The sequence below is a fragment of the Mycobacterium sp. NGS26 genome (genome assembly GCF_059813025.1).
The window spans coordinates 984,583-1,011,270 of record NZ_JCALDU010000001.1 but is presented as its reverse complement, the minus strand read 5'-3'; the positions used below and the strand labels follow the sequence as shown (position 1 = coordinate 1,011,270).

Below are 26,688 nucleotides of genomic sequence, written 5' to 3'. Positions count from 1 at the left end.
TGTGGGCGTGGCCCAGATCTCCTCGGCGATCACCCCCGCGCAGCCGGTCGACCTGTACCCGGGGGACATCAAGTCCGTGCTGCTCACCCGGGAGCAGATTCAGGCCCGCACCCTCGAGCTCGGGGAGCAGATCGGCAACGACTACCGCGACGTCGTCGCCGAGACCGGGCAGGATCTGCTGTTGATCACCGTGCTCAAGGGCGCCGTGATCTTCGTCACCGATCTGGCCCGCGTGATCCCGGTGCCGACGCAGTTCGAATTCATGGCCGTCAGCTCCTACGGCACCTCGACGTCGTCGTCGGGCGTGGTGCGGATCCTCAAGGACCTGGACCGCGACATCAACGATCGCGACGTGCTGATCGTCGAGGACGTCGTCGACTCGGGCCTGACCCTGTCCTGGCTGTCGCGCAACCTGAGCACCCGGCATCCGCGCTCGCTCCGCGTGTGCACGCTGCTGCGCAAGCCCGACGCGATGCACGCCAACGTCGACATCGCCTACGTCGGCTTCGACATTCCCAACGAGTTCGTGGTGGGCTACGGCCTGGACTACGACGAGCGCTACCGCGACCTGTCGTACATCGGGACGCTGGATCCCCGCGTCTACCAGTAGGGCCTCAGTCGAGTTCCCACGCCGCGGTCACCGAGAAGCTGACCGTCTGCTGGCCCGGCTCCAGCGGGACGGCGGCCATGCTGCGCGGCGGCGCCGGCGGCGGTCCCCCGGGTGTGCCGCCGGTCGCTTCGGAGATGGACAGCACCCTGCCCAGCCGGAGCCCGGACAGCTGGGCGTACTGGTCGGCGCGGTTCTTGGCGTCGTTGAAAGCCCTTGCGCGAGCATCCTTTACCAGCTGCGAGTCGTCGGCGATGGAGTAACTGACCGAGCTGATCCGGGTGGCGTCGCCGCCGGTGTTCACGATCAGGGCCAGCAGCCGTGACGCGGCGTCGGTCGGGTGGATCTTGACCCGGATCGCGTTGGTGGCGCGGTAGCCGGTGATGGTCGCGCTGCCACCGCTGTATTGGGGCTCCAGGGTGACCTCGGTGGTGCTGATGTCCTTGCGGTCGACGCCGGCGCCGACGAGCGCGTTGATGACCGCCTGCTGACGGTCGTTGGTCTGGTTCATCGCGGTGGTGACGTCGGGCGCGGTGAACTCGATGCCGACCCCGGCGGTCAGGGTGTCCGGGACGCCTTGAACCTGGCCCGATCCCACAACGGTCACCTGACGTGGATTTGCGCCCGGTGCGGGCGCGGCGCTGTGCTCATCGCACGCCGACAGCGCGGCGACGGCCAATCCGGCGGCGGCCACGGCGATCGACCGGCGAACAAATTTCGGGGCGCTTCTTGCGATCGACATGAGTGGCACCCTAATCGCTCCGGGGCGACGATGGGCGACAACCGGCAAAGCATAGCGCGGATCGTGGCGATAACCCCGAAATTCATATCCAACTCTAAACATATTGGTTTCCAACAAATTTCATGCCACCACCAAATTGTCGCAGCATATTCGCCCAGGTGAATGAACAGTTTTCTACCCCGTAATGAATAGGCATTGCGGCGGCCGCATTTCCCGCTAGGCCTGTCCTAACGTATCGAATCAAGTGAAAGCTGTTGAACCGAAATGCTTTTGAGGAGAAGCCATGTCTTTTGTGCTCGCGCAACCCGAGATGCTGGCCGCGGCCGCCGCGGAGCTGAACGCCATCAACGCCGCGGTGGTCGCCGGAAACGCGGCCGCGGCGGCGCCCACGATCGGGGTGGTCCCCGCCGCCGCCGACGTGGTGTCGATGCTGACCGCCGCGCAGTTCGCCTCGCACGCACGGAGTTACCAGGAGATCAGCGCCCAGGCGGCGGCCGTCCGCGAGCAGTTGGCGGCCGCGCTGGGCCTCAGCTCCGGTTCGTATGCGGCCACCGAGGCCGCCAACGCCGGCGCGGTCGTCTGAGCGAGCGGCCGCGATGCTGGATTTCGCGCAGTTGCCGCCGGAGATCAACTCGGCGCTGATGTATTCGGGTCCCGGCCCGGGGCCGCTGCTGGCCGCCGCGGCGGCCTGGGACGGGCTGGCCGCCGAGCTGCGAACCACCGCGTCGGCCTACGGGTCGCTGCTCACCGGCCTGACGGACGGGCCGTGGCGCGGTCCGGCCGCGGCGTCCATGGTGGCCGCGGCCGCGCCCCACGTGGCATGGCTGAGCGGCACCGCCGGCCAGGCCGAACGGGCCGCCGGCCAGGCCGCCATGGCCGTCGGCGCCTACGAGGCGGCGTTCGCGGCGACGGTGCCGCCGCCGGAGATCGCGGCCAACCGGGCGCTGTTGACGGCGTTGCTCGCGACGAACTTCCTCGGCCAGAACACCGCGGCGATCGCGGCCACCGAGGCGCACTACGCCGAGATGTGGGCCCAGGATGCGGCCGCGATGTACGGCTATGCCGGCGCGTCGGCCGCGGCGTCGGCGCTGCCGCCGTTCACCCCGGCGGCGCCGATCACCAACCCGGCCGGGCTGGCCGGCCAGGCCGCCGCGGTGGCCCAGGCGGCCGGCGGCTCGGCAGGCACGCAGGGGCCGCAGGCGATTCCGGCCGCGCTGCTGGGTCTGGCCGGGTTGACGAACTCGCCGAATCTAGGCGACGGCATCGTCGTGGACGGGTTCCTCGGCGACGTGCTGGAGGGCCTGACCGGTTCGGCAACCTTGGATGGCAGCACGCCGTTCGACGCGTTCATCCGGCTCGTCTCGCCCACCCGGCTGTTCACCACCACGTTCAAGGACATCCAGGGCCTCGCCCAGGGGATGATGCCGCAGGCCGCGAAGGCGGCCGAGGGCGCCGCCAAGGCCGTCGAGGCGTTGCCGCGCGCCGTTTCCGGTGCCGCAGGGGCGGCGGGCGCTGGAGCGGCCGGGACGGTCGGCAGGGCGGCGTCCGTCGGCGGGTTGTCGGTTCCGGCGTCGTGGGCCGGCGCGGCCCCCGCGGCAAGCCCAGCCGTGACGCTCAACGGCCTCGGGGCCGCCGCGGCCGCCCAACCCGCCACCAACGCGATGGGTGGCGTCCCGGTGGCGGGCGCCGGGGGTGGGCGGGGCCTGGCCCACTTTCCGCCTCCCCGTTACGGATTCAAGCCGACCGTCATGGCGCAGCCGCCCGTCGGGGGTTGACGAAGCTACGGGGTGACCAGGATCTTGCAGTGCCGCTCGGGGTCGGCGAGGTCGTCGAAGGCCGCGCCGACGCCGTCCAGGCCCACCTCGCCGGTGATCAGCGGGGTGACGTCGATGTCGCCCTCGGCCAGCGCCCGCAGCGAATCGGCGAATTCCTCGGGGGTGTAGGCGAGGCAGAACTGGACGTTGATCTCCTTGGCGATCGCGAAGAAGGGGTGCACGGTGTCGGGCTGCATGCACACCCCGGCGACGACCAGCCGGGTGCCCGGGCGCGCCCGCAACAGCACGTCGTCGATGATTCCCGGCACCCCGACCGCCTCGAACACCACCGCGGGTTTGACGCTGTCGAACGGCGAACCCTGGGCGGCGTCCAGCGTCTGATGCGCGCCCATCGCGGTGGCCAGCTCGCGGCGCTTCGGCGAAAAGTCCGATGCCACAATGGTTTCGACGCCGCGTGCCTTCAGGGCGGCGATGATCGCGATGCCGATCGGGCCGCAACCGAGCACCAGGGCGGTCTCCCCTTGTGCGATGTTGGACTTGTTGACGGCGTGCAGCCCCACCGCCATCGGTTCGGTCAGCGCCGCATGCTTGAAATCCAGGCCGTTGGGGATCGGCATCAGCAGCGGGGCCGACAGCAGCATCCGCTCGGCGTAGCCGCCGATCGTGCTGTTGCTGTAGACGATCGGCTCGACGCCCTTGGCGGACAGCAACACCGGGATCGACGTCACCAGGGTTCCCGGTGGGTGCGTGTCGGTGTCCGGCCCGGCCTCGAGCACCTCGGCGCTGAATTCGTGACCCATGAAGATGTCGCGGGCCAGGTCGAGGCTCATCGGACCGCCGCCGCCCATCCTGTCGGTCAGCGCCATCACCTCGGAGCCGTGCGCCGCGAAATGCAGGTCGGAGCCGCAGATTCCGCACGATCGGACCGCGACCAGCACCTGGCCGGATTCGGGAACCGGGTCGGGGACGTCGTCGCGGTAGACCATCCGGCCGTCGCGCAACACCGAGGCACGCATCAGCTTTTCTCGCTTTCCAGCTTGTGCTCGTCGACGTGCTCGGTGATCGCCTTCACCACGGCCTCGCCGGCGCGGCCGATCAACTGGTCGCGGTGGCCCTTGGCCCACTCGTGCGACGACCGCGAGGCCTGCAGCTGTCCCTTGAAGTGGGGAATCACCTTGCGGGCCATCAGGTCATAGCAGTGGTAGGTGGCCTCGGGCGACGCCCAGTCGTGACCGAGCATGAGCAGCGTCCCGAAGCCGCCCGACCGTTCGAGCAGGTCCTCGATGTGCGCGATCGCGTCGTCGGGCGTGCCGATGCAGCAATTGCCCTTGGCCGCATAGTCTTCGACGAACTCGTGCGGTGTCTGCGCGCCGTCGACGGCGTTGGCCAGCGGAACGAACCCGGCCGCGCCGAAATAGTTGGCGAAATCCTGCAGCCCGTAGGTGCAGTCGTCGATCGCCTGGTCGCGGCTGTCCGCGAGGTGCATGATGCTCAGCACCCGCCAATTGGCCCGGTCCGGCTCGTCCCGGCCGACCTTGTCGGCCTGTTCGCGCACGACGTCCCAGGTGTTCTCCAGCGCGGCGTACCCGCCCGGCACCGACATCGACAGCGACAGCAGCGACGTGCCCAGGGTGCCGGCCAGCCGCGGCCCGGACGGCGAAATCATTGCGGCCGTGGCGATCTCCGGATACGGCCAGGTGTACGGGCGGATGTGCAGCTGGGCGTCGCGCAGCGTGAACCAGTCGGTGTGACGGTCGATTCGCTCGTCGGGCGCGGCGCGGAACAGCGCGAGGATCGCCTCGAGGGACTCCTGCATCATCGGGCGCTGCTCGATCGGGTCGATACCCATCATGTAGGCGTCGGACGGCAGCGCGCCCGGGCCGGTGCCGAACATCACCCTTCCGCGGGTCAGGTGGTCCAGCAGCACCCAGCGGTCGGCCACCATCAGCGGATGGTGATAGGGCAGCGAGACCACGCCGGTGCCCAGCCGGATGTGCTTGGTCCGCTCCGCGGCCGCCGCGATGAACACCTCCGGGCAGGCGATCAGCTCGTAACCGCCGGAGTGGTGCTCGCCGAACCACGCCTCGTCGAAGCCAAGGCGGTCGAGCGCCACGACGCGCTCCATGTCGTATTCCAATGCCACCGTTGGGGATTGGCCGATCGGATGAAAGGGGGTGATAAAGACGCCGAAACGCAGGGGGGCGTTCATCGCAGCTCCAATCCGTTGAGGAAGTCGAACAGGGCGGCGTTCACCTCGTCGGGTCGTTCTTGTTGCAGCCAGTGTCCGGCGCCGTCGAGCATCACCTGGCGGTAGGGCCCGGAGATCACCTCGGACGCGCGGTCGGCCCGGGTGAAGGACAGCACGGGATCGGCCGTCCCGCCGATGAACAGGCACGGCACCGGGATTTTCGCGCCGGCGAGTTGCGGGGTGGTCTCCCAGTTGCGGTCGAAATTGCGATACCAGTTCAGCCCGCCGGTGAATCCGGTGCGGGCGAACTCGCCGATGTAGTGGTCGAGCTCGTCCTGGGTTATCCAGTCCGGCAGCCCGTCGGGTTCGGGCAGGCGGTCGATGAAGCCCTCCGGACCGGGGGCCGCCATCCGCAGCGCCGCGGCCTTGTCATCGGATGTCCGCAGGCCGCCCATCATGCGCCGGATCACCCGCGCGGGGTCGGCATTGAGTTCGGCGTCGGCGACGCCCGGTTCCTGGAAATACAGGATGTAGAAGAAGTGCTCGCCGAATGTCTTGCGCCACGCCCTCGTCGGCGCCACGTGCGAGCGGGGCAGCGCCGGGACGCTGAGTGCGGCGACGGCGGCGACCCGGTCGGGATGCAGCAGCGGCGCGTTCCACACCACCGCGGCGCCCCAGTCGTGGCCCACCCAGACCGCGCGTTCGGCGCCGACGTCGTCGAGGAGCCCGACGATGTCCGCGGTCAACTCGTGGATGTCGTAGGCCTCCACCGGATCCGGACGCGACGAGCCGCCGTAACCGCGCTGATCCGGCGCCAGCACGTGGTAGCCGGCCTCGGCGAGCGCCGGGATCTGGTGCCGCCACGAGTAGGCCAATTCGGGAAACCCGTGGGCCAGGACGACGACGGGCGCGCCGCGGTCCCCCGCCTCGACCACCCGCAACCGCACACCATTGGTATCCACTAACCGTTCGGTTGATAAGGGCACGGTCTCACCAAAGCACAACGCCGGTGGGCTGAGAAGAGCTTCTTCGTTACGGGCCGTTGCGGGCGCACCATAATTTGGGCATGCGATTGGACCACGTAGTCCTGTGGACGAGGGACCCGCGCGCGGCGATGGACTTCTACACCAGGGTGGTCGGGCTCGCGCCGGTTCGGTTTGCGGAGTTCGAGGCCGGGGAGGCGCCGTTCCCGAGTGTGCGGGTGTGCGAGGACTCGATCATCGACCTGTCGCCGATCGACGGCGCCGGTGCCACCGAGTCGCTCACCGGGGTCGAGGGCAGCGCGGGCCACCCGGTCAATCACGTCTGCCTGGCGCTGTCGAAGTCCGAATACGACGCCCTGGACCGGCGTTTGCAGGCCGAGGGCGTGGACACCGGCGCGCGGCTGAAGCGCACCTACGGAGCCCGGGGCTGGGCGCCGCAGGGCTATTACTTTCGCGACCCGGACGGCAACGTCGTCGAGGCCCGCTACTACGAGTGATCGCCGCGTTGAGTCTGCGCTGACGGCGGGCTCCACTCGCACTTCGTCTGCGTGAGCGCAGAGTGAACCGCGGGAACCCCCGGTCGTTGCCATAGCGGGGACAGCCGCGCCCCGGCTCCACCGGCGCTGGCGATCCCCACTAGCGGTAGCCTGGACTTTTCCAGCTGCGTGGAAGGAAGGACTTGGCCGCAAGGCCGATGATCGATGAACCGGAAAAACGTGATTCGCACCGTGACGGCGATGGCCGTCGTGGTGCTGCTCGGCTGGTCGTTCTTCTATTTCAGCGACGACACCCGCGGGTACAAGCCCGTCGACACCTCGGTGGCGATGGCACAGATCAACGGCGACAACGTCAAGAGCGCGCAGATCGATGACCGCGAGCAGCAGCTGCGGTTGACCCTGAAGAAGGGCAACAACGACACCGAGAACTCCGACAAGGTCATCACCAAGTACCCCAGCGGCTACGCCGTCGACCTGTTCAAGGCGCTCAGCGCCAAGAACGCCAAGGTCAGCACCGTCGTCAACGAGGGCAGCATCCTGGGCGAGCTGCTGGTCTACGTGCTGCCGCTGCTGTTGCTGGTGGGCCTGTTCGTCATGTTCTCGCGCATGCAGGGCGGCGCCCGGATGGGCTTCGGGTTCGGCAAATCGCGCGCCAAGCAGCTCTCGAAGGACATGCCCAAGACCACCTTCGCCGACGTCGCCGGCGTCGACGAGGCGGTCGAGGAGCTCTACGAGATCAAGGACTTCCTGCAGAACCCCAGCCGCTACCAGGCGCTGGGCGCCAAGATCCCCAAGGGCGTGCTGCTCTACGGCCCGCCGGGAACCGGCAAGACGCTGCTGGCCCGCGCGGTGGCGGGCGAGGCCGGCGTGCCGTTCTTCACCATCTCCGGTTCCGACTTCGTCGAGATGTTCGTCGGCGTCGGCGCCTCCCGCGTCAGGGACCTGTTCGAGCAGGCCAAGCAGAACAGCCCGTGCATCATCTTCGTCGACGAGATCGACGCGGTGGGCCGCCAGCGTGGCGCCGGGCTCGGCGGCGGCCACGACGAGCGCGAGCAGACGCTGAACCAGTTGCTGGTCGAGATGGACGGGTTCGGCGACCGCGCCGGCGTCATCCTGATCGCCGCCACCAACCGGCCCGACATCCTCGACCCGGCGCTGCTGCGGCCGGGCCGCTTCGACCGCCAGATCCCGGTGACCAACCCCGACCTGGCCGGGCGACGGGCCGTCCTGCGGGTGCATTCCAGGGGCAAGCCGATCGCCGACGACGCCGACCTGGACGGGCTGGCCAAGCGCACCGTCGGCATGACCGGCGCCGACCTGGCCAACGTCATCAACGAGGCGGCGCTGCTGACCGCGCGCGAGAACGGCACCGTGATCACCGGCCCGGCGCTCGAGGAGGCGGTGGACCGGGTGATCGGCGGGCCGCGCCGCAAGGGCCGGATCATCAGCGAGCAGGAGAAGAAGATCACCGCCTACCACGAGGGCGGGCACACCCTTGCAGCCTGGGCGATGCCGGACATCGACCCGGTCTACAAGGTGACGATCCTGGCCCGCGGCCGCACCGGCGGGCACGCGGTCGCGGTGCCCGAGGAGGACAAGAGCCTGCGGACCCGCTCGGAGATGATCGCGCAGCTGGTGTTCGCGATGGGCGGGCGCGCCGCCGAGGAGCTGGTGTTCCGCGAGCCGACGACGGGCGCGGTGTCGGACATCGAGCAGGCCACCAAGGTCGCCCGCGCGATGGTCACCGAGTTCGGCATGAGCTCCAAGCTGGGTGCGGTCAAGTACGGCACCGAACACGGCGACCCATTCCTGGGCCGCACCATGGGAACCCAGGCCGACTACTCGCACGAGGTCGCCCGCGACATCGACGACGAGGTCCGCAAGCTGATCGAGGCGGCGCACACCGAGGCGTGGGAGATCCTCACCGAGTACCGCGACATCCTCGACACGTTGGCCGGCGAGCTGCTGGAAAAGGAAACCCTGCACCGGGCCGAGCTGGAGGCGATCTTCGCCGGCGTCGAAAAGCGGCCCCGGCTCACCATGTTCGACGACTTCGGCGGCCGGATCCCGTCGGACAAGCCGCCGATCAAGACGCCGGGCGAACTGGCCATCGAGCGCGGCGAGCCCTGGCCCCCGCCGGTCGCCGAGCCGGCCTTCAAGGCGGCCATCGCGCGGGCCAGCGAGGCCGCCGAGGCCGCGCGCGCCGAGGCCGACCGAAACGCCCACGGCCCCAATGGTTCTCACGGCGGTCAGGGAGATCGTCAGGGCGCGCCGCACGGCCCCACCCGGCCGGACTACGGCGCCCCGGCCGGCTGGCACGCGCCGGGATGGCCGCCGCCGCAGCAACAGCAGGGCTACTGGTATCCGCCCGCGCCGCCGCAGCAGCCCTACTGGCCGCAGCCGGCGCCGAGCTACCCGGGCCAGGGTCATCAGCCCTACCCGCCGTATCCGCCGTATTCGCCGCCGGGTCAACCCACCCCGGACGCCCAGAAGACCCCCGACCAGCCGGACGAGGATGTGAGCCCGTCCAACCCGCCGGCCCACGGCTGACGAACGGAGGATTCGATGGCCTTGCCGCATTTGGGGCCGGATTCCCGCGCCGCCACCAGTCGCATACGGGTGTTCGACCAGTCGCGCGCGGAGGCCGCCATCCGCGAGCTGCTGTACGCGATCGGCGAGGACCCCGAGCGAGATGGCCTGCGGGACACCCCGGCCCGCGTCGCGCGCGCCTACAAGGAGATGTTCTCCGGTCTCTACACCGACCCCGACAGCGTGCTGAACACGATGTTCGACGAGGACCACGACGAGCTGGTGATCGTCAAGGAGATCCCGATGTACTCCACCTGCGAGCATCACCTGGTGTCGTTTCACGGCGTGGCCCACGTCGGCTACATCCCCGGCAAGGACGGCAGGGTGACCGGGCTGTCGAAGATCGCCCGCATGGTCGACCTGTACGCCAAGCGGCCGCAGGTGCAGGAACGGCTCACCAGCCAGATCGCCGACGCGTTGGTCCGGCAGCTCGACCCGTCCGGGGTGATCGTCGTCGTCGAGGCCGAGCACCTGTGCATGGCGATGCGCGGCGTCCGCAAGCCCGGCGCCGTCACCACGACGTCGGCGGTGCGCGGCCTGTTCAAGACCAATGCCGCTTCTCGAGCCGAGGCGCTCGACCTGATCCTGCGTAAGTGAGCCCGGCGCCTGTGCAGGTTATGGGGGTTCTGAACGTCACCGACGATTCGTTCTCGGATGGCGGGCGGTACCTCGATGCGGACAGCGCCGTCGCGCACGGCCTGGCGCTGGTGGCCGAGGGCGCGAGCATCGTCGACGTCGGGGGCGAGTCGACCCGGCCCGGCGCCGCCCGGATCGACTCCCGGGTCGAGGCGTCGCGGGTGGTTCCTGTCGTCAAACAGCTTGCGGCACAAGGTGTCACGGTGAGCATCGACACCATGCACGCCGACGTCGCGCGGGCGGCGCTGCAGGCCGGCGCGCGGATGGTCAACGACGTCTCCGGCGGGCGCGCCGACGCCGCGATGGCGCCGCTGCTGGCCGAGGCCGGGGTGCCGTGGGTTTTGATGCACTGGCGGTCGGTGTCGTCGGACCGGCCGCATCGGGTCCCGCAGTACGGCGACGTGGTGGCCGAGGTGCGCTCCGAGTTGCTCGCCGGCGTCGACGCCGCGGTGGCCGCCGGCGTCGACCCCGCGAAGCTGGTGATCGATCCCGGGCTGGGATTCGCCAAGACGGCGCAACACAATTGGGCGCTGCTGCGCGCACTGCCGCAGTTGGTCGCGACCGGCGTGCCGGTGCTTCTGGGCGCCTCGCGCAAGCGGTTCCTGGGCACGTTGCTGGCCGGCCCCGACGGGACGCTCCGCCCGCCCGACGGGCGCGAGACGGCGACCGCGGTGATCTCGGCGCTGGCCGCCCTGCATGGGGCCTGGGGTGTGCGCGTGCACGACGTGCGGGCCTCGGTCGACGCCGTCAAAGTCGTCGAGGCGTGGACGCATGGCTGATCGAATCGAGTTGCGCGGCTTGACGGTTCGCGGCCGGCACGGGGTGCTGGAACACGAGCGCGCCAACGGCCAGGACTTCGTCGTCGACATCACGGTGTGGATCGACCTGGCCGCCGCCGCGACGAGCGACGAGCTGGCCGACACCTACGACTACGCCGCGCTGGCCGACCTCGCCGCCGACGTGGTGGCCGGCCCGCCGCGCAACCTCATCGAGGCCGTCGGTGGCGAGATCGCCGAGAAGATAATGGACGACGAACGCGTGCACGCCGTCGAGGTGGTGGTGCACAAGCCGCAGGCGCCGATCCCGCGGGACTTCGCCGACGTCGCGGTGGTGGTCCGGCGGTCGCGGCGCGGCGGCCGCGGCTCGGTGGTTCCGGCGGGGGGGACGCTATGACCCGCGTCGTGCTGTCCATCGGCTCCAACCTGGGCGACCGGCTGGCGCGGCTGCAGTCCGTCGTCGACGGGCTCGGCGACGCGGTGCTCGCCGTCTCCCCGGTGTACGAGACCGCCCCCTGGGGCGGCGTCGAGCAGACGCCCTTCCTCAACGCGGTGGTGATGGCCGACGACCCCGGCCGCGACGGGCAGGGCTGGCTGCGGCGGGCGCAGGACTTCGAGCGGGCGGCGGGCCGGGTGCGCGGCGAGCGTTGGGGGCCGCGCACGCTCGACGTCGACCTGATCGCCTGCTACGACGACGGCCGCGAGCTGATCGCCCGCGAGCCCAACCTGACGCTGCCGCACCCGCTGGCCCACCTGCGGGCCTTCGTGCTGGTGCCGTGGCTGGCCGTCGACCCCGATGCCCGGCTCACCGTCGCCGGCGGGGCGCGGCCGGTGGCCCGGCTGCTGGCCGAGCTGGAACCGGCCGACCGGGACAGCGTCCGGTTGTCGCCGCTGACGCTCGAGGCCGGAAAGTCCGCCGCGAACCGGGAATCGCGCCGCTGATGGGGCCCACCAGGAAACGTGACCTGACGGCCGCGGTGGTGGGCGCTGCGGTGCTGGGCTACCTCCTGGTGATCCAGCTGTACCGGTGGTTCCCGCCGATCACGGTGTGGACCGGGCTGTCGCTGCTGGCGGTCGCCATCGCCGAGGCGCTGTGGGCGCGCCACGTGCGGGGCAAGATCGCCGACGGCGAGATCGGCGACGGGCCCGGGTGGCTGCATCCGCTGGCCGTCGCCCGCAGCGTGGTGGTGGCCAAGGCGTCGGCGTGGGTGGGGGCGTTGATGCTGGGCTGGTGGGTGGGGCTGCTGGTGTACTTCCTGCCGCGCCGGTCATGGCTGAAGGCCGCCGCCGAGGACACCACCGGCACGGTGGTCGCGGCCGTCAGCGCCCTGGCGCTGGTGGTGGCCGCGCTGTGGCTGCAGCATTGCTGCAAATCTCCGCCGGATTCGACCGATCACGGCGAGGGGGCGGAAAGCTCGCCCCAGTAAACGCGGGTGAGAATCGCCGGACTCGGGCGACACGCGGAGTGACCTCGCACAGGTACAGTCAGGCCATGACCGTTCTGTCCCGCGGCGCCCGGGTCCGGCGCGGCGGCCGCAGGCCGGGGTGGGTGCTCTTGACGGCGTTGCTGGTCCTCGCGATGGGGGCCAGTTCCGCGTTGGTGTTCACCAACCGGGTGGAGCTCCTCAAGCTCGCTGTGATCCTGGCGCTGTGGGCCGCAGTCGCCGGCGCATTCGTGTCGGTGCTCTACCGCCGGCAAAGCGATGCCGATCAGTCCCGGGTGCGTGACCTGAAGCTGGTGTACGACCTGCAGCTGGACCGGGAGATTTCGGCCCGCCGCGAGTACGAGCTCACCGTGGAGTCCCAGCTGCGCCGCGAGCTGGCGTCGGAGCTGCGCGCGCAGGCCGCCGACGACGTGGCCGCGCTGCGCGCCGAACTGGCCGCGCTGCGGACGAGCCTGGAGATCCTGTTCGACACCGACCTCCAACACCGCCCGGCGCTGGAGAACCTCGAGACCGAGGCGCCGCGCGCCCGCGCCTACAGCGACTGGGAGCGAACCGGCGAGAGCGCCGACTGGGTGTCCAGCGATCGGGTCACGTCGGCGCATCTGGACGACTCGCTCGGCGGCGCCGAGAGCCCGCGCACCGACGAACAGGCGATCATCGACGTGCCCGAGGAGCCGCTGTTGCCGCCCCGGCAGCCGCCGCCCCCGCGGGAACGCCGCCGGGGCCACTACGCCGTCCCGCCGGAGGCGCCGTACCAGGTCTCGCAGGAGGCCCCCTACATGGCGCCGCCGCCCGAGCCCGAGCCGCGGTTCGAGCAGTTTCAGTGGCCGCCACCGCAGCCGGCCGAGCCACCGCCCGCGCCGCCTCCGCAACCGGAACCGCAACCGCAATCCCAGCCGCAGGCGCAGGATTGGCAGCCGGTCGGCGCCGAGGGGCTGTGGCTGCCGCCGGGAACGCCGGGCAGCAGCTGGGCCGGCGGCGAAACGCCCAGCCCGTGGGCGGCGCCGGGCGGCGGTCGGCGCGCCCGGCATTCCACCCCGGACGAGCCCCTGGACGGCGCACACATCGAGCCCGAGCCGTCCCGGCCGTACGACGAGCCCGGTCGCCGGGCGGGGTCGCGGCACTCGGCGGAGTACCGCGACTACGGGAGCTTCGCGGCGCCCAGCGAGCCGCAGGCAACACCGCCGCCGCCCGCCGCCGAGCCGCAGGCAACGCCACCGCCACCACCCCCGCACACGGCACCGCAGATGGCACCGCCGCCGCCGCCCGAGCACGCGCCCCGGCACCGTGGCGCCGAGGCGCCCGACGGCGCGGGTGAGGGCCCATCGGGTGGTCAGTCGGTGGCCGACCTGCTGGCGCGGCTGCAGGTCGAGCCGTCCGGCGGGGGCCGTCGGCGCCGTCGGGAAGGCTGAGCTGAGGGCATCGTCACATTGGGTGCGGCCTGACCGATCGACTACAGTCTTAATGACCGTCCGGTACCCGCCTGGGACTGGAACGACAGAAATCAGTGAGGTCGTCTGCGATGGTGCAGTTCGACGGTTTGCGCCCGGCCAGGCTCAAGGTGGGGATCATCTCGGCCGGCCGGGTGGGCACCGCGCTGGGCGTCGCGCTGGAGCGCGCTGACCACGTCGTGGTGGCGTGCAGCGCCATTTCCCACGCATCGCGGCAGCTGGCGCAGCGCCGGCTGCCCGACACCCCGGTGGTCGCGCCGCAGGACGTGGCGGCCGGCGCCGAGCTGCTGCTGCTCGCGGTCCCGGACAGCGAACTGGCCGGCCTGGTGTCCGGCCTGGCGGCCACCTCGGCGGTGCGGCCCGGCACGATCGTGGCGCACACCTCCGGCGCCAACGGGGTCGGCATTCTCGCGCCGCTGGCCGGCGACGGCTGCATACCGCTGGCGATCCACCCGGCGATGACGTTCACCGGCTCCGACGAGGACATCTCCCGGCTGCCGGACACCTGCTTCGGGCTCACCGCGGCCGACGACGTCGGGTATGCGATCGCGCAGTCGCTGGTCCTGGAGATGGGCGGTGAGCCGTTCTGCGTGCGCGAGGACGCCCGCGTCCTGTACCACGCCGCGCTGGCCCACGCGGGCAACCACATCGTGGCGGTGCTCGCCGACGCGCTCGACGCGCTGCGGGCCGCGCTGCGCGGCAGCGAACTGCTCGGCCAACAAACTGTCGACGACCAGCCGGGCGGCATCGCCGAACGCATCGTCGGCCCGCTGGCCCGGGCGGCGCTGGAGAACACCCTGCAACGCGGCCAGGCCGCGCTCACCGGGCCGGTCGCGCGCGGCGACGCGGCCGCCGTCGCCGAGCACCTGGCCGCACTGGATCGGGTGGACCCCGAGCTGGCCCAGGCGTATCGGGTCAACGCCCTGCGCACCGCCCAGCGCGCCCACGCCCCCGACGCCGTCGTCGAGGTGCTGACAGCATGAAATCGGCCTTCGCGGCGGGCGAACTCAACCTGTACTCGGCGCCGCGCGACGTCACCGAGGTCAGCCGCGCGCTGCGCCACACCGGCCGCCGGGTGCTGCTGGTGCCCACCATGGGCGCGCTGCACGACGGGCACCTCGCCCTGGTGCGCGCCGCCAAGCGGGTGCCCGGCTCGGTGGTGGTGGTGTCGATCTTCGTCAACCCGCTGCAGTTCGGCGCCGGCGAAGACCTCGACGCCTACCCGCGCACCCTCGACGACGACCTAGCGCTGCTGCGCGGCGAGGGCGTCGAGATCGTGTTCGCGCCGACCGCCGCGGCGATGTATCCCGACGGCCTGCGCACCACCGTGCAGCCCGGGCCGCTGGCCGCCGAACTCGAGGGCGCCTCGCGGCCAACGCATTTCACCGGTGTGCTGACCGTCGTGTGCAAGCTGCTGCAGATCGTGCGGCCCGATCGGGTGTTCTTCGGCGAGAAGGACTACCAGCAGCTGGTGCTGATCCGGCAGCTGGTCGCCGACCTGAACCTCGACGTCACGGTGGTCGGGGTGCCGACGGTGCGCGAGGCCGACGGGCTGGCGATGTCGTCGCGCAACCGCTACCTGGGCCCGGTACAGCGCGAACTGGCCGCGACGCTGTCGGCGGCGTTGGTGGCCGCCGCGCACGCCGCGCCGGCCGGCGCCCGGGCGGCGCTGGACGCGGCCCGCTCGGTGCTCGATGCCGCGCCCGCGATCGAGGTCGACTACCTGGAGCTGCGCGACGCGGAGCTGGGACCGCCGCAGGCCGGCCGGCCCGGGCGCCTGCTGATCGCCGCCCGGCTGGGCGGCACCCGACTGCTGGACAACATCGCGATCGAAGTCGCAAACCTCGCCGGCACCAACGGGCCGGACGAACTCGCCCAATCACATTGGAGGAACTGATGTTGCGGACGATGCTGAAATCGAAGATTCACCGCGCCACCGTCACGCAGGCCGACCTGCACTACGTCGGCTCGGTGACCATCGACGCCGACCTGATGGACGCCGCCGACCTGCTCGAGGGCGAACAGGTGACCATCGTCGACATCGACAACGGCGCCCGGCTGGTCACCTACGCCATCACCGGCGAGCGCGGCTCCGGGGTGATCGGAATCAACGGGGCCGCAGCGCATCTGGTGCACCCCGGAGATCTGGTGATCCTGATCGCCTACGGGACGATGGAGGACGCCGAGGCCCGCGCCTACCGGCCGCGGATCGTCTTCGTCGACGCCGACAACAGGCCGATCGACCTGGGGCACGATCCGGCCTTCGTGCCCGATGACGCGGCCGAGTTGCTCGACCCCCGGATGGGTGCGCGATAACCGTGCTGCTGGCCATCGACGTCCGCAACACGCACACCGTCGTCGGGCTGCTGTCCGGCTCCAAGGAGCACGCAAAGGTCGTGCAGCAGTGGCGCATTCGCACCGAATCCGAGATCACCGCGGACGAGTTGGCGCTGACCATCGACGGCCTGATCGGCGAGGATTCCGAGCGGCTCACCGGGGCCGTCGCCCTGTCCACCGTCCCGTCGGTGCTGCACGAGGTGCGGATCATGCTCGACCAGTACTGGCCGTCGGTGCCGCACGTGCTGATCGAGCCGGGGGTGCGCACCGGCATCCCGCTGCTGGTCGACAATCCCAAGGAGGTCGGCGCCGACCGGATCGTCAACTGCCTGGCGGCCTTTCACAAGTTCGGCAAGGCCGCCATCGTCGTGGACTTCGGATCGTCGATCTGCGTGGACGTGGTGTCGGCCAAGGGCGAGTTCCTCGGCGGCGCGATCGCGCCCGGGGTGCAGGTTTCCTCCGACGCCGCCGCGGCCCGGTCGGCCGCCCTGCGCCGGGTCGAGCTGGCGCGGCCCCGGTCGGTGGTCGGCAAGAACACCGTGGAATGCATGCAGGCCGGCGCGGTGTTCGGCTTCGCCGGGCTCGTCGACGGCCTGGTCCAGCGCATCCGCGAGGACGTGGACGGCTTCTCCGACGACCTGGGCGACGACGTCGTCGTGGTGGCGACCGGACACACCGCGCCGCTGCTGCTGCCCCAGCTGCGCACCGTCACCCACCACGACGAGCACCTGACCCTGAACGGCCTGCGACTGGTCTTCGAGCGCAACCGGGACGCCCAGCGCGGCCGGCTCAAGACGGCGCGCTGACCTCGCGCCAAGCCGTGTCACTAAGCTGGCACGTCGTGAACTCTGCCGACGCAGCAGACCTTCCCGAGCAGTTCCGGATTCGCCGGGACAAGCGCGCTCGCCTACTGGCCGAGGGCCGCGAGCCCTACCCGGTTGCCATCGAGCGCACCCACACTCTGGCCCAGGTTCGCGCCGCCCACCCCGACCTGCCGGTCGACACCGCGACCGACGACGTCGTCGGCGTCGCCGGCCGAGTCATCTTCGCGCGCAACTCGGGCAAATTGTGCTTCGCGACACTGCAGGACGGCGACGGCACCAGCCTGCAGGTGATGATCAGCCTGGACAAGGTGGGCCGGGAGGCGCTGGACGCCTGGAAGGCCGACGTCGACCTCGGCGACATCGTCTACGTGCACGGCAACGTGATCAGCTCGCGGCGCGGCGAACTGTCCGTCCTGGCCGACTCCTGGCGGATGACGTCCAAGTCGCTGCGGCCGCTGCCCGTCGCGCACAAGGAGATGAGCGAAGAGGCCCGGGTGCGGCAGCGCTACGTCGATCTGATCGTCCGCCCGCAGGCTCGCTCGGTGGCCCGGCAGCGCATCGCCGTCGTCCGCGCAATACGCGGTGCATTGGAGCGGCGCGGGTTTCTCGAAGTCGAAACGCCTATGTTGCAGACGCTGGCGGGTGGGGCGGCGGCCCGGCCGTTCGTCACGCATTCCAATGCTCTTGACATCGATCTGTACCTGCGGATCGCGCCGGAACTGTTCCTCAAGCGCTGCATCGTCGGTGGATTCGACAAGGTTTTCGAACTAAATCGCGTGTTCCGAAACGAAGGGTCCGATTCCACGCATTCTCCGGAATTCTCCATGTTGGAGACCTATCAGACCTACGGAACGTATGACGATTCGGCAGTAGTCACCCGCGAGCTTATTCAAGAGGTGGCCGACGAGGCGATCGGCACCCGACAACTACCGTTGCCTGACGGTGGCGTCTACGACATAGACGGAGAATGGGCGTCGATACAAATGTATCCGTCGCTGTCGGCGGCACTCGGCGAGGAGATCACGCCCGAGACGACCGTCGAGCGGCTGAGCGCCATCGCGGACCGGCTTGGCATCGAGATCCCCGCCAATCGTGGCTACGGGCACGGCAAGCTGGTCGAGGAGCTGTGGGAGCACGCGGTGGGAAGCACCCTGACCGCGCCCACGTTCGTCAAGGATTTCCCGGTCGAGACAACGCCTTTGACGCGTCAGCACCGCAGCATTCCCGGCGTCACCGAGAAGTGGGACCTCTACTTGGGCGGCGTCGAACTGGCGACCGGGTATTCCGAATTGAACGACCCGGTGGTGCAGCGCGAGCGCTTCGCCGAACAGGCTCGCGCCGCGGCCGCCGGCGACGACGAGGCGATGGTGCTCGACGAAGATTTCCTGGCCGCCCTCGAGTACGGGATGCCGCCGTGCACCGGAACCGGAATGGGTATCGATCGGTTGCTGATGACTTTGACCGGGCTGTCAATTAGGGACACAGTTTTGTTCCCGATTGTTCGCCCGCACTGAAGTTCAACTGTGCGGCGTGCTTCCGGATTGAGTATGCTGCGTTTCTATGGCAGATTGGTGGCCGGGGAGCCTATCCAATCTGCAAAGCAACTGCTCAGGAAGAAATGCGAGGGTAATCTGATGGCGAAGAAAGTGACCGTCACCTTGGTCGACGATTTCGACGGTTCGGGCGCGGCCGACGAAACCGTCGAATTCGGGCTTGACGGGGTGACGTATGAGATTGACCTTTCTTCCAAGAATGCGACAAAACTTCGCAACGATCTGAAGCAGTGGATAGCGGCCGGCCGTCGGGTCGGTGGCCGACGCCGCGGCCGAGGCTCCGGGCGCGGCCGCGGCGCGATGGACCGCGAGCAGAGCGCGGCGATCCGCGAGTGGGCCCGCCGAAACGGGCACAACGTGTCCACCCGGGGCCGCATCCCGGCCGACGTCATCGACGCCTTCCACGCGGCGACCTAGAGACATCCTGGCCGGCGCCCGGGCCGCGACGGCCCCGGGCGCCGGTTCTTTGTCTTTCGCTGGCGGCGAAACGATCGGCGGCGAATGGGGAAACGAATCGATGGCGCGCCGCGTTTTCTCAGTGACCGCCGTGTTGGCGGCGAGAAGACCGCCCGGATCGGCCGAACGAGTCCCCAACGACCCCCAAGGACAAGGAACCGCAAGGTTAGGAACCCCGAAGGCCGACCATTACAGTGGATGGCAGGTACGCGAGTCCGGCCCCACTGGCCGGAAACGCAGCTGTACCGATGGTGAGGGAGAGCAGGTAACCCGATGTTCGAAAGATTTACCGACCGTGCCCGCAGGGTCGTCGTCCTGGCGCAAGAAGAGGCCCGGATGCTCAACCACAACTACATCGGCACCGAGCACATCCTGTTGGGTTTGATCCACGAAGGCGAGGGCGTCGCGGCGAAGTCGCTGGAATCGCTGGGAATCTCGCTGGAGGGCGTCCGCAGCCAGGTCGAGGAGATCATCGGCCAGGGCCAGCAGGCGCCGTCCGGGCACATCCCGTTCACCCCGCGCGCCAAGAAGGTCCTGGAGCTGAGCCTGCGCGAGGCGCTGCAGCTCGGCCACAACTACATCGGCACCGAGCACATTTTGCTGGGCCTGATCCGTGAGGGCGAGGGCGTGGCCGCCCAGGTCCTGGTCAAGCTCGGCGCCGAGCTGACCCGGGTCCGTCAGCAGGTGATCCAGCTGCTGAGCGGCTACCAGGGCAAGGAGGCGGCCGAGGCCGGCACCGGTGGCCGCGGCGGCGAATCCGGGAGCCCGTCCACCTCGCTGGTCCTCGACCAGTTCGGCCGCAACCTGACGGCCGCCGCGATGGAGGGCAAGCTGGACCCCGTCATCGGCCGCGAGAAGGAGATCGAGCGGGTGATGCAGGTGCTGTCCCGGCGCACCAAGAACAACCCGGTGCTGATCGGGGAGCCCGGCGTCGGCAAGACCGCCGTCGTCGAGGGCCTGGCGCAGGCCATCGTGCACGGCGAGGTTCCCGAGACGCTGAAGGACAAGCAGCTCTACACGCTGGACCTGGGGTCGCTGGTCGCGGGGTCGAGGTACCGCGGTGACTTCGAGGAGCGCCTGAAGAAGGTGCTCAAGGAGATCAACACCCGCGGCGACATCATCCTGTTCATCGACGAGCTGCACACGCTGGTCGGGGCGGGCGCCGCCGAGGGCGCGATCGACGCGGCGAGCATCCTCAAACCGAAGCTGGCCCGCGGCGAGCTGCAGACGATCGGCGCCACCACGCTCGACGAGTACCGCAAGTACATCGAGAAGGACGCCGCGCTGGAGCGCCGGTTCCAGCCGGTGCAGGTGGGTGAGCCGACGGTGGAGCACACCATCGAGATCCTCAAGGGTCTGCGCGACCGCTACGAGGCCCACCACCGGGTGTCCATCACCGACAGCGCGATGGTGGCCGCGGCGACGCTGGCCGACCGCTACATCAACGACCGGTTCCTGCCGGACAAGGCGATCGACCTGATCGACGAGGCCGGGGCGCGCATGCGCATCCGCCGGATGACGGCGCCGCCGGACCTGCGCGAGTTCGACGAGAAGATCGCCGAGGCCCGCCGCGAGAAGGAATCGGCGATCGACGCCCAGGACTTCGAGAAGGCGGCCAGCCTGCGCGACCGCGAGAAGACGCTCGTCGCGCAGCGTGCCGAGCGCGAAAAGCAGTGGCGCTCAGGTGATCTCGACGTCGTCGCCGAGGTCGACGACGAGCAGATCGCCGAGGTGCTGGGCAACTGGACCGGCATCCCGGTGTTCAAGCTCACCGAGGCCGAGACCACGCGGCTGCTGCGCATGGAGGACGAGATCCACAAGCGGATCATCGGGCAGGAGGATGCGGTCAAGGCCGTGTCCAAGGCCATCCGCCGCACCCGCGCCGGGCTGAAGGACCCGAAGCGCCCGTCGGGCTCGTTCATCTTCGCCGGCCCGTCCGGCGTCGGTAAGACCGAGCTGTCCAAGGCGCTGGCCAACTTCCTGTTCGGCGACGACGACGCGCTCATCCAGATCGACATGGGCGAGTTCCACGACCGGTTCACCGCGTCGCGGCTGTTCGGCGCCCCGCCGGGGTACGTCGGCTACGAGGAGGGCGGCCAGCTCACCGAGAAGGTGCGCCGCAAGCCGTTCTCCGTGGTGCTGTTCGACGAGATCGAGAAGGCGCACCAGGAGATCTACAACAGCCTGTTGCAGGTCCTCGAGGACGGTCGGCTCACCGACGGGCAGGGCCGCACGGTGGACTTCAAGAACACCGTGCTGATCTTCACGTCCAACCTCGGCACCTCCGACATCTCCAAGCCGGTGGGCCTGGGCTTCACCCAGGGCGGCGGGGAGAACGACTACGAGCGGATGAAGCAGAAGGTCAACGACGAGCTCAAGAAGCACTTCCGCCCGGAGTTCCTGAACCGCATCGACGACATCATCGTGTTCCACCAGCTGACCCGCGAGGAGATCATCCGGATGGTGGACCTGATGATCACCAGGGTCGCCGGGCAGCTCAAGAGCAAGGACATGGCCCTGGAGCTGACCGACAAGGCCAAGGCATTGCTGGCCAAGCGCGGCTTCGACCCGGTGCTGGGTGCTCGCCCGCTGCGGCGCACCATCCAGCGCGAGATCGAGGACCAGCTGTCCGAGAAGATCCTCTTCGAGGAGGTCGGTCCCGGTCAGGTCGTCACGGTCGATGTGGACAACTGGGACGGCGAGGGCCCCGGCGAGGACGCGACGTTCACGTTCACCGGAACCCGCAAGCCGCCGGCCGAGCCGGATCTGGCGAAGGCCGGGGCGCACAGCGCGCCCGAGACGCAGTAGCGATCGCAGGAAACGGGCGGCTACTCTCTGACGGGACTAGCCGCCCGTTTTCGTTTGCTCGAGGGAAGGGCCCGCCGTGCTGATCGTCACCACCAACGACCTTCCGGGCTGGGAGATCCAGCGGGTGTGCGGCGAGGTCTTCGGGCTGACAGTTCGCTCCCGAAACGCGTTCTCCCAATTCGGCGCCGGGTTGAAGTCGATGTTCGGCGGCGAGCTGGCCGGGATGACGAAGAATCTGGCCGAGAGCCGCAACGAGGCGATGGGCCGGCTGATCGCCGAGGCGCGCAATCGCGGCGGCAACGCGATCGTCGCGATGCGGTTCGACACCACCGAGATCGGCGACGTGTGGACCGAGATCTGCGCCTACGGCACGGCGGTCCAGGCGGTGCCCGTCACCGATGCGGCGAAGTACACGGCCAATCAACTCGGCTACGGGGTCGCGCCGCCGCAGCAGTGACGGTCTACACTGACCCCTGTCCTGATGGGTAACGGAATCTGGTGAAACTCCAGAGCGGTCGCGCCACTGTCCAAAGTCAGACCCGTAGCCCGTCATCACCAGCGGGGACGCGTTATCCCCGGAAGGAGCCCGATGGTGTCCAAGGTGTCCATGTCCAATCCCCAGCTGACCGGCCCCCGCACCCGCTCGATCGATCTGTCGGCGGCGAGCGCGGCGCTCTGGCTGGCGGGAACCGTCTTCCTGGCGCTGCTGGCGCTCTACTTCGTCGGTATCGATCAGGGCGCGGTGTCGCTGTTCGGCAGCGATTCCCACGTGCACGAATTCCTGCACGACGCCCGGCATCTGCTCGGCTTCCCCTGCCACTGACCCCGTGGAGAAGCGTCTGATCGCGCGCGGTCTGGTGGCCGGCGCGGTCGCCGCGGTGGTGGCGTTCGCGTTCGCCCGCCTGTGCGCCGAGCCCGTCATCGGCCGTGCGATCGCCTTCGAGGAGGGCCGGGCCGACGCCGAGAACGCGCACGGCGTGCACGAGCACGGCGCGGAGCTGTTCACCCGTGGGGTGCAGGCGAACGCCGGGTTGGGTTTCGGTGTGCTGATTTTCGGCGTCGCGATGGGCGCGTTGTTCGCCGCGCTGTTCTGCGTCGTCGCCACACGCGTGAGAAGCATTGGGCCGCAGGCGCTTTCGGTGCTGCTTGCGACGGCCGCCTTCGGCGCGGTGTACCTGGTGCCGTTCCTGAAGTACCCCCCCAACCCGCCGGCCGTCGGGCAGGCGGACACGATCGGGGGCCGCACCGGCTGGTATCTGGTGATGGTGGGCGCGTCGGTGCTGGTGGCGATCGCCGGGGTGTGGCTGGCCCGCCGGCTCGCCGCCCGGCTGGGCACACCCAACGGCTGGCTGCTGGCGGCCGGGGCCTACCTGGCGGCGATCGCGGTGGTGCTGGTGTTGCTGCCGACGGTGGACGAGACGCCGGCGCCCCTGCGTGACGCGTCCGGCGCGATCGTCTATCCGGGCTTTCCCGCCGACGATCTCTACGAGTTCAGGCTGGTTTCCCTGGGCACGCAGCTGGTGCTGTGGGCGACCATCGGCGTGGTGTTCGCGACGCTGGCGGGGCGGCTGCTGGGGGAGCGGGCCGAGCCGTCATCGAGCACCGCGGCGTGACCGTCCGGCTGACGCTGGTGTCGCACGCGATGACCGACGCGATGACGGCCGGGCGTTTTCCCGCCGACGAGCCGCTCAACGACACCGGCCGCCGCCTGGTGGAAACCGTTGCCGCACTCGAGGTCCGCGGCGACGTTCGGCAGCTCACCGCGCCCGAGCGGCGGGCCCGCCAGACCGCGCAGTTGCTGGGCCTGGAGGCCGCGACGGAGCCGCGGCTGGCCGACCTCGACTGCGGACGGTGGCGCGGGCAGGCGCTCGCCGACATCGATCCCGCTGATCTGCAGGCGTGGCTGACCGAACCCGCCGAAGCCCCGCACGGCGGCGACTCGGTAGCCGGCCTGATCGAACGGGTGGACGGGTGGCTGGGCTCGCTGACCGGCGAGGCGTCGCGCACGGTCGCGGTGACGCATCCCGCGGTGATCCGGGCGGTCGTCCTGCTGACCCTCGACGCCCCGCCGAAGTCGTTCTGGCGCATCGACATTGCGCCGCTCAGCCGCACCGCGATGAACTTCCGGGACGGGCGCTGGACGCTGCGGCTCTAGTTACTGCGGTGCGATCAGCGCGAAGACCTGCTTGGCGAGCTGCAACATCCACCCGGTCGCGGTCGGACCGTGATCGCGCGGCCAGTTCAACTGGAAGCTGACCACCCACGGCTGCTGCGTCTTGTCGACGGCGTACCAGCTGAACGTCAGGTCGCCCGGCAGGCCGCCGGCCTTCGCGCCGATGTACGGCCAGACGTTGCGGTCCAGCTGGATGCCCGACACGGCGGAAAGGATCTGTCGCACCGGGGCGGCCGCGCCGACGGCGTCGGCCTGCAGCGCCGCATGGACGCGGCAGATGTCCTCGGCGTTGCCGTACCACTCCGCGCCGTAGCTGGAGGCCGGGGTGTGGGCGCGGACCGGATCGGGTTGATACGGAGTGGAATTCGCCTGCGCCAACAGCCGGGCCCGCACTTGCTGGGAGCCCCGCTTCCACTGGTCGCGCAGATCGGGTCGGCCCCAGCCGACCGAGAACAGCTCGTACATCGTGGGGAACGGCGTCATGCTCGCCGGGTCGTGGTGGCCGGCCGTGGCGAGCGCTTCCTCGATCGCGTGCGTGCCCATCCGCTCGATCAGCAGGTCGGTGGCCATGTTGTCGCTGGTGGCAATCATCTTCTCGGCGGCCGTGCGAACCGAAACATGCGCTCCGGCAGGCAGTTCCAGGCCCGAGGAGCCGACGGCCCTGCTCTTCTCGGTGACCGTCAACTGGTCATCCCAGGACACCGCGCCGCTCTTCACCGCACCCGCCAGGGCGTGCAGCACATACAGCTTGAAAATCGATGCCAGCGGCAGGGATTCGCCGGTGTTGGTGCCCTGCACCGGATCGCAGCGACCGTTGTCGACCTTGGCCACCTGGTAGGAGTAGCGGGCACCGGTCTTGGCCAGCACGGCGTCGACGTCGCGCCACGAGCTGATCGTCGGCGGTGGTGTGTCGAGGTCGAACCGGTCGACTCGCCCGTCGTCGTCGGTGTGGATCCGGATCTCCTGCCGCGCACCGTAGGAGGAGACGAGGTGCAGTGTGGCCACGCTGGCGCCGATGTCCACCCCGCCGAGGGTGAAGGGGCGGTCCCACCACAACCCCTCCATCGTCGTTTCCACCGACTCGACCTTGTCGGGTGCGGCCAGGGTGCGCACACCGACCGGGCCGATGGGCCAGTCGGAGTTCAGCATGTCCAACGTCTGCTGTGCCCGGATACCGGGAGGAGTGCGGGTGTCGATCTGTCGCCCCGGGTTCGCCGCATTCGCCTGCGGGGAAGGTGAGGGTGCGCAACCGGGCGCCATGGTCACCACGAGTGCTGCGGCGGCGCTGAGCGCGGCCACCCGGCGCTGCTTGCTAGCCGGTCTTGTCGTTGGCTGCAACGTCCAGCACAACCTCGAATTCCAGCAGCGTCGCGCCGGTCGCCACCGGGTTGGCCCGGTGACCGGCATGGGCCTCGATGGCAGGCCCCTTCGCCCACGCCTGGAATGCTTCATCGGACTCCCAGTGTGTCACCACGAAGTAGCGGTCCTCACCCTTGACCGGCCGCAGCAGCTGAAAGCCGAGGAAACCGGGCTGGTTCTCCACCGCGTGCGCGCGGTGGGCGAACCGCTTCTCCAGCTCGGGGCCAGCGTCGGCGGGCACCTCGATTGCGTTGATCTTCACCACTGGCATTCCGCTAGGCTACCGCGTCGTATGCCCGGCGATCTGTTGACCTGCCACGGCGGCGAGGGGGCGCCGTTGGTGTTGGTGCACGGCCTGATGGGCCGGGGCAGCACCTGGTCGCGGCAGCTGCCGTGGCTGACCCGGTTGGGCACCGTGTACACCTACGACGCGCCGTGGCACCGCGGCCGCGACGTGCCGGACCCGCACCCGATCAGCACCGAACGGTTCGTGGCCGACCTCACCGACGCGGTGAGCGACCTGGGGGAACCGGCCCGGCTGGTCGGGCACTCGATGGGCGCCCTGCACTCGTGGTGTCTGGCCGCCGAGCGGCCCGATCTGGTGTCGGCGTTGGTGGTCGAGGACATGGCCCCGGACTTCCGCGGCCGCACCACCGGCCCGTGGGAGCCCTGGCTGCATGCGCTTCCGGTCGAATTCGCCTCCGCGCAGCAGGTATTCGACGAATTCGGGCCGATCGCCGGGCAGTACTTCCTGGACGCCTTCGATCGCACCCCCTCCGGCTGGCGGTTGCACGGCCACACCTCGCGCTGGATCGAGATCGCCGCCGAGTGGGGCACCCGGGACTACTGGGCGCAGTGGCAGGCCGTGCAGGCGCCGGCGCTGCTGATCGAGGCCGGCGACTCGGTCACCCCGCCGGGCCAGATGCGCGCGATGACCCAGACCGATTCTCCGACAACATATTTGGCGGTCCCGCAGGCGGGTCACCTGGTCCACGACGAGGCGCCCGAGGTCTACCGCCAGGCTGTCGAGTCATTCCTCGCCGGGCTCGCCTCCTGACCCCGCGCCGGGTCGCTCGGCGCGCGCCGGGAAAGACTATCTGATAAATTCTTCAATCGTTCGAATATAGAAAGTTTGTAGTCTTCAGGAGCCCTCGTGTCGGAACCGCTGTACAAGGTCAAGGCGGAATTCTTCAAGACGCTGGGGCATCCGGCGCGGATCAGGATCCTCGAGCTGCTCGTCACCGGGAACAAGTCGGTGGCCGAACTGTTGCCCGAGGTCGGACTCGAATCGTCGAACCTGTCCCAACAGCTGGGCGTGCTACGCCGGGCCGGCGTGGTCGACGCGCAGCGAGACGGCAACACGATGGTCTACTCGATCGCCTCACGGGACATCGCCGAACTGCTCGTGGTTGCGCGCAAGGTGCTCACCGGGGTGTTGAGTGACCGCGTGGCGGTGTTGGAGGATCTGCGCGCCGGCAGCGGGCAGTAG

29 protein-coding genes and 1 pseudogene are annotated in these 26,688 nt (G+C 69.8%); 24 read left to right on the top strand and 6 right to left on the bottom strand.

Features of this window, described 5'->3' with window-relative positions; translation table 11 throughout:
- Position 1: 1 nt before the first annotated feature.
- A complete protein-coding gene (gene hpt / locus AC5Y6X_RS04915) occupies positions 2 to 610 on the top strand; it encodes a hypoxanthine phosphoribosyltransferase (RefSeq protein WP_324679423.1) in 609 nt (202 codons plus the stop codon).
- A gap of 4 nt (positions 611 to 614) precedes the next feature.
- Here hpt and AC5Y6X_RS04910 read toward each other — a convergent pair whose 3' ends face one another.
- The gene (locus AC5Y6X_RS04910; RefSeq protein WP_499984928.1) at positions 615 to 1,349 is read right to left on the bottom strand and encodes an SIMPL domain-containing protein; all 735 of its coding nucleotides are present in this window, start codon (positions 1,347 to 1,349) and stop codon (positions 615 to 617) included.
- 283 nt (positions 1,350 to 1,632) lie between these two features.
- On the opposite strand from AC5Y6X_RS04910, the gene AC5Y6X_RS04905 reads away from it, so the two are divergent.
- Together AC5Y6X_RS04905 and AC5Y6X_RS04900 are read left to right on the top strand one after the other, a co-directional pair.
- Complete coding sequence (locus AC5Y6X_RS04905) at positions 1,633 to 1,932, top strand: PE family protein (RefSeq protein ID WP_499984926.1); 300 nt, start codon at positions 1,633 to 1,635, stop codon at positions 1,930 to 1,932.
- Between the two features lie 13 nt (positions 1,933 to 1,945).
- On the top strand, positions 1,946 to 3,124 hold the full coding sequence (locus AC5Y6X_RS04900) for a PPE family protein (protein WP_499984925.1): 1,179 nt from the start codon (positions 1,946 to 1,948) through the stop codon (positions 3,122 to 3,124).
- A 5-nt stretch (positions 3,125 to 3,129) separates the two neighbouring features.
- On the opposite strand, the gene AC5Y6X_RS04895 is transcribed toward AC5Y6X_RS04900, so the two are convergent.
- Genes AC5Y6X_RS04895 through AC5Y6X_RS04885 form a run of 3 tightly spaced genes read right to left on the bottom strand, consistent with a single transcriptional unit; the run spans position 3,130 to position 6,298 of the window.
- The gene (locus AC5Y6X_RS04895) at positions 3,130 to 4,140 is read right to left on the bottom strand and encodes a zinc-binding dehydrogenase (RefSeq protein WP_499984923.1); all 1,011 of its coding nucleotides are present in this window, start codon (positions 4,138 to 4,140) and stop codon (positions 3,130 to 3,132) included.
- Positions 4,140 to 5,333: an LLM class flavin-dependent oxidoreductase gene (locus AC5Y6X_RS04890; RefSeq protein ID WP_324679412.1), complete on the bottom strand. Its 1,194-nt coding sequence runs from the start codon at positions 5,331 to 5,333 to the stop codon at positions 4,140 to 4,142. Before AC5Y6X_RS04890 ends, AC5Y6X_RS04895 begins: the two co-directional genes overlap by 1 nt.
- Positions 5,330 to 6,298, bottom strand: coding sequence for an alpha/beta fold hydrolase (locus AC5Y6X_RS04885; protein WP_499984921.1), 969 nt, complete (start codon positions 6,296 to 6,298; stop codon positions 5,330 to 5,332). The genes AC5Y6X_RS04890 and AC5Y6X_RS04885 overlap by 4 nt, the downstream gene beginning before the upstream one ends.
- An 80-nt stretch (positions 6,299 to 6,378) precedes the next feature.
- On the opposite strand from AC5Y6X_RS04885, the gene AC5Y6X_RS04880 reads away from it, so the two are divergent.
- The 19 genes and pseudogenes from AC5Y6X_RS04880 (at position 6,379) to AC5Y6X_RS04790 (ending at position 23,822) form a co-directional block, all read left to right on the top strand.
- The gene (locus AC5Y6X_RS04880) at positions 6,379 to 6,792 is read left to right on the top strand and encodes a VOC family protein (RefSeq protein WP_324679408.1); all 414 of its coding nucleotides are present in this window, start codon (positions 6,379 to 6,381) and stop codon (positions 6,790 to 6,792) included.
- Between the two features lie 204 nt (positions 6,793 to 6,996).
- Positions 6,997 to 9,342, top strand: coding sequence for an ATP-dependent zinc metalloprotease FtsH (ftsH, locus tag AC5Y6X_RS04875; protein ID WP_499984919.1), 2,346 nt, complete (start codon positions 6,997 to 6,999; stop codon positions 9,340 to 9,342).
- Positions 9,343 to 9,357: 15 nt separating this feature from the next.
- Positions 9,358 to 9,978 (top strand): GTP cyclohydrolase I FolE, encoded by a 621-nt coding sequence (gene folE, locus AC5Y6X_RS04870; protein ID WP_324679404.1) that lies wholly within the window; start codon positions 9,358 to 9,360, stop codon positions 9,976 to 9,978.
- A pseudogene (gene folP, locus AC5Y6X_RS04865) lies at positions 9,975 to 10,815 on the top strand (dihydropteroate synthase); the annotation flags it as partial. The gene folE and the pseudogene folP, both read left to right, overlap by 4 nt.
- A gap of 24 nt (positions 10,816 to 10,839) precedes the next feature.
- Positions 10,840 to 11,190 carry a dihydroneopterin aldolase gene (folB, locus tag AC5Y6X_RS04860; protein WP_499985250.1) on the top strand — a complete coding sequence of 117 codons (351 nt, stop codon included), beginning with the start codon at positions 10,840 to 10,842 and terminating at the stop codon, positions 11,188 to 11,190.
- Complete coding sequence (gene folK / locus AC5Y6X_RS04855; RefSeq protein WP_499984917.1) at positions 11,187 to 11,735, top strand: 2-amino-4-hydroxy-6-hydroxymethyldihydropteridine diphosphokinase; 549 nt, start codon at positions 11,187 to 11,189, stop codon at positions 11,733 to 11,735. Before folB ends, folK begins: the two co-directional genes overlap by 4 nt.
- Positions 11,735 to 12,220, top strand: coding sequence for a DUF3180 domain-containing protein (locus AC5Y6X_RS04850; RefSeq protein WP_499984916.1), 486 nt, complete (start codon positions 11,735 to 11,737; stop codon positions 12,218 to 12,220). Before folK ends, AC5Y6X_RS04850 begins: the two co-directional genes overlap by 1 nt.
- A 65-nt stretch (positions 12,221 to 12,285) precedes the next feature.
- Positions 12,286 to 13,650, top strand: a complete 1,365-nt coding sequence (locus tag AC5Y6X_RS04845; RefSeq protein ID WP_499984915.1) for a DUF6779 domain-containing protein — start codon at positions 12,286 to 12,288, stop codon at positions 13,648 to 13,650.
- A 110-nt stretch (positions 13,651 to 13,760) separates the two neighbouring features.
- On the top strand, positions 13,761 to 14,672 hold the full coding sequence (locus AC5Y6X_RS04840; protein WP_499984913.1) for a Rossmann-like and DUF2520 domain-containing protein: 912 nt from the start codon (positions 13,761 to 13,763) through the stop codon (positions 14,670 to 14,672).
- Complete coding sequence (gene panC, locus AC5Y6X_RS04835) at positions 14,669 to 15,586, top strand: pantoate--beta-alanine ligase (RefSeq protein ID WP_324679391.1); 918 nt, start codon at positions 14,669 to 14,671, stop codon at positions 15,584 to 15,586. The genes AC5Y6X_RS04840 and panC overlap by 4 nt, the downstream gene beginning before the upstream one ends.
- Complete coding sequence (gene panD, locus AC5Y6X_RS04830) at positions 15,586 to 16,005, top strand: aspartate 1-decarboxylase (protein ID WP_324679390.1); 420 nt, start codon at positions 15,586 to 15,588, stop codon at positions 16,003 to 16,005. Before panC ends, panD begins: the two co-directional genes overlap by 1 nt.
- A 2-nt stretch (positions 16,006 to 16,007) precedes the next feature.
- Complete coding sequence (locus AC5Y6X_RS04825; RefSeq protein ID WP_324679388.1) at positions 16,008 to 16,832, top strand: type III pantothenate kinase; 825 nt, start codon at positions 16,008 to 16,010, stop codon at positions 16,830 to 16,832.
- Positions 16,833 to 16,867: 35 nt separating this feature from the next.
- Positions 16,868 to 18,364: a lysine--tRNA ligase gene (gene lysS, locus AC5Y6X_RS04820; RefSeq protein ID WP_324679385.1), complete on the top strand. Its 1,497-nt coding sequence runs from the start codon at positions 16,868 to 16,870 to the stop codon at positions 18,362 to 18,364.
- Positions 18,365 to 18,484: 120 nt separating this feature from the next.
- The gene (gene lsr2, locus AC5Y6X_RS04815; protein ID WP_324679759.1) at positions 18,485 to 18,820 is read left to right on the top strand and encodes a histone-like nucleoid-structuring protein Lsr2; all 336 of its coding nucleotides are present in this window, start codon (positions 18,485 to 18,487) and stop codon (positions 18,818 to 18,820) included.
- A gap of 312 nt (positions 18,821 to 19,132) precedes the next feature.
- Positions 19,133 to 21,667 (top strand): ATP-dependent protease ATP-binding subunit ClpC, encoded by a 2,535-nt coding sequence (gene clpC1, locus AC5Y6X_RS04810; protein ID WP_324679383.1) that lies wholly within the window; start codon positions 19,133 to 19,135, stop codon positions 21,665 to 21,667.
- A 76-nt stretch (positions 21,668 to 21,743) separates the two neighbouring features.
- On the top strand, positions 21,744 to 22,124 hold the full coding sequence (locus AC5Y6X_RS04805; RefSeq protein WP_324679381.1) for a YbjQ family protein: 381 nt from the start codon (positions 21,744 to 21,746) through the stop codon (positions 22,122 to 22,124).
- A 150-nt stretch (positions 22,125 to 22,274) separates the two neighbouring features.
- Complete coding sequence (locus AC5Y6X_RS04800; RefSeq protein WP_324679757.1) at positions 22,275 to 22,490, top strand: CbtB domain-containing protein; 216 nt, start codon at positions 22,275 to 22,277, stop codon at positions 22,488 to 22,490.
- A gap of 4 nt (positions 22,491 to 22,494) precedes the next feature.
- The gene (locus AC5Y6X_RS04795; RefSeq protein WP_324679379.1) at positions 22,495 to 23,280 is read left to right on the top strand and encodes a CbtA family protein; all 786 of its coding nucleotides are present in this window, start codon (positions 22,495 to 22,497) and stop codon (positions 23,278 to 23,280) included.
- A complete protein-coding gene (locus AC5Y6X_RS04790; RefSeq protein ID WP_499984911.1) occupies positions 23,277 to 23,822 on the top strand; it encodes a histidine phosphatase family protein in 546 nt (181 codons plus the stop codon). Before AC5Y6X_RS04795 ends, AC5Y6X_RS04790 begins: the two co-directional genes overlap by 4 nt.
- Here the strand turns inward: AC5Y6X_RS04790 and AC5Y6X_RS04785 are convergent, their stop codons facing one another.
- Both AC5Y6X_RS04785 and mhuD read right to left on the bottom strand, forming a co-directional pair.
- Positions 23,823 to 25,190: a serine hydrolase gene (locus tag AC5Y6X_RS04785; RefSeq protein ID WP_499984909.1), complete on the bottom strand. Its 1,368-nt coding sequence runs from the start codon at positions 25,188 to 25,190 to the stop codon at positions 23,823 to 23,825.
- Positions 25,153 to 25,470: a mycobilin-forming heme oxygenase MhuD gene (mhuD, locus tag AC5Y6X_RS04780; protein WP_076064116.1), complete on the bottom strand. Its 318-nt coding sequence runs from the start codon at positions 25,468 to 25,470 to the stop codon at positions 25,153 to 25,155. The genes AC5Y6X_RS04785 and mhuD overlap by 38 nt, the downstream gene beginning before the upstream one ends.
- 21 nt (positions 25,471 to 25,491) lie before the next feature.
- Here mhuD and AC5Y6X_RS04775 point away from each other — a divergent pair, with 21 nt between their 5' ends.
- Together AC5Y6X_RS04775 and AC5Y6X_RS04770 are read left to right on the top strand one after the other, a co-directional pair.
- Positions 25,492 to 26,256: an alpha/beta fold hydrolase gene (locus AC5Y6X_RS04775; RefSeq protein WP_324679373.1), complete on the top strand. Its 765-nt coding sequence runs from the start codon at positions 25,492 to 25,494 to the stop codon at positions 26,254 to 26,256.
- A 96-nt stretch (positions 26,257 to 26,352) separates the two neighbouring features.
- A complete protein-coding gene (locus AC5Y6X_RS04770; protein ID WP_324679371.1) occupies positions 26,353 to 26,688 on the top strand; it encodes a lsr2/espR transcriptional regulator in 336 nt (111 codons plus the stop codon).

Coding starts and splice junctions, on each gene's coding strand:
- AC5Y6X_RS04910 (WP_499984928.1), bottom strand. CDS start 1,349: ATGTCGATCGCAAGAAGCGCCCCGAAATTTGTTCGCCGGTCGATCGCC.
- AC5Y6X_RS04905 (WP_499984926.1), top strand. CDS start 1,633: ATGTCTTTTGTGCTCGCGCAACCCGAGATGCTGGCCGCGGCCGCCGCG.
- AC5Y6X_RS04900 (WP_499984925.1), top strand. CDS start 1,946: ATGCTGGATTTCGCGCAGTTGCCGCCGGAGATCAACTCGGCGCTGATG.
- AC5Y6X_RS04895 (WP_499984923.1), bottom strand. CDS start 4,140: ATGCGTGCCTCGGTGTTGCGCGACGGCCGGATGGTCTACCGCGACGAC.
- AC5Y6X_RS04890 (WP_324679412.1), bottom strand. CDS start 5,333: ATGAACGCCCCCCTGCGTTTCGGCGTCTTTATCACCCCCTTTCATCCG.
- AC5Y6X_RS04880 (WP_324679408.1), top strand. CDS start 6,379: ATGCGATTGGACCACGTAGTCCTGTGGACGAGGGACCCGCGCGCGGCG.
- ftsH (WP_499984919.1), top strand. CDS start 6,997: ATGAACCGGAAAAACGTGATTCGCACCGTGACGGCGATGGCCGTCGTG.
- folE (WP_324679404.1), top strand. CDS start 9,358: ATGGCCTTGCCGCATTTGGGGCCGGATTCCCGCGCCGCCACCAGTCGC.
- folK (WP_499984917.1), top strand. CDS start 11,187: ATGACCCGCGTCGTGCTGTCCATCGGCTCCAACCTGGGCGACCGGCTG.
- AC5Y6X_RS04850 (WP_499984916.1), top strand. CDS start 11,735: ATGGGGCCCACCAGGAAACGTGACCTGACGGCCGCGGTGGTGGGCGCT.
- AC5Y6X_RS04845 (WP_499984915.1), top strand. CDS start 12,286: ATGACCGTTCTGTCCCGCGGCGCCCGGGTCCGGCGCGGCGGCCGCAGG.
- AC5Y6X_RS04840 (WP_499984913.1), top strand. CDS start 13,761: ATGGTGCAGTTCGACGGTTTGCGCCCGGCCAGGCTCAAGGTGGGGATC.
- panC (WP_324679391.1), top strand. CDS start 14,669: ATGAAATCGGCCTTCGCGGCGGGCGAACTCAACCTGTACTCGGCGCCG.
- panD (WP_324679390.1), top strand. CDS start 15,586: ATGTTGCGGACGATGCTGAAATCGAAGATTCACCGCGCCACCGTCACG.
- lsr2 (WP_324679759.1), top strand. CDS start 18,485: ATGGCGAAGAAAGTGACCGTCACCTTGGTCGACGATTTCGACGGTTCG.
- clpC1 (WP_324679383.1), top strand. CDS start 19,133: ATGTTCGAAAGATTTACCGACCGTGCCCGCAGGGTCGTCGTCCTGGCG.
- AC5Y6X_RS04800 (WP_324679757.1), top strand. CDS start 22,275: ATGTCCAATCCCCAGCTGACCGGCCCCCGCACCCGCTCGATCGATCTG.
- mhuD (WP_076064116.1), bottom strand. CDS start 25,470: ATGCCAGTGGTGAAGATCAACGCAATCGAGGTGCCCGCCGACGCTGGC.
- AC5Y6X_RS04775 (WP_324679373.1), top strand. CDS start 25,492: ATGCCCGGCGATCTGTTGACCTGCCACGGCGGCGAGGGGGCGCCGTTG.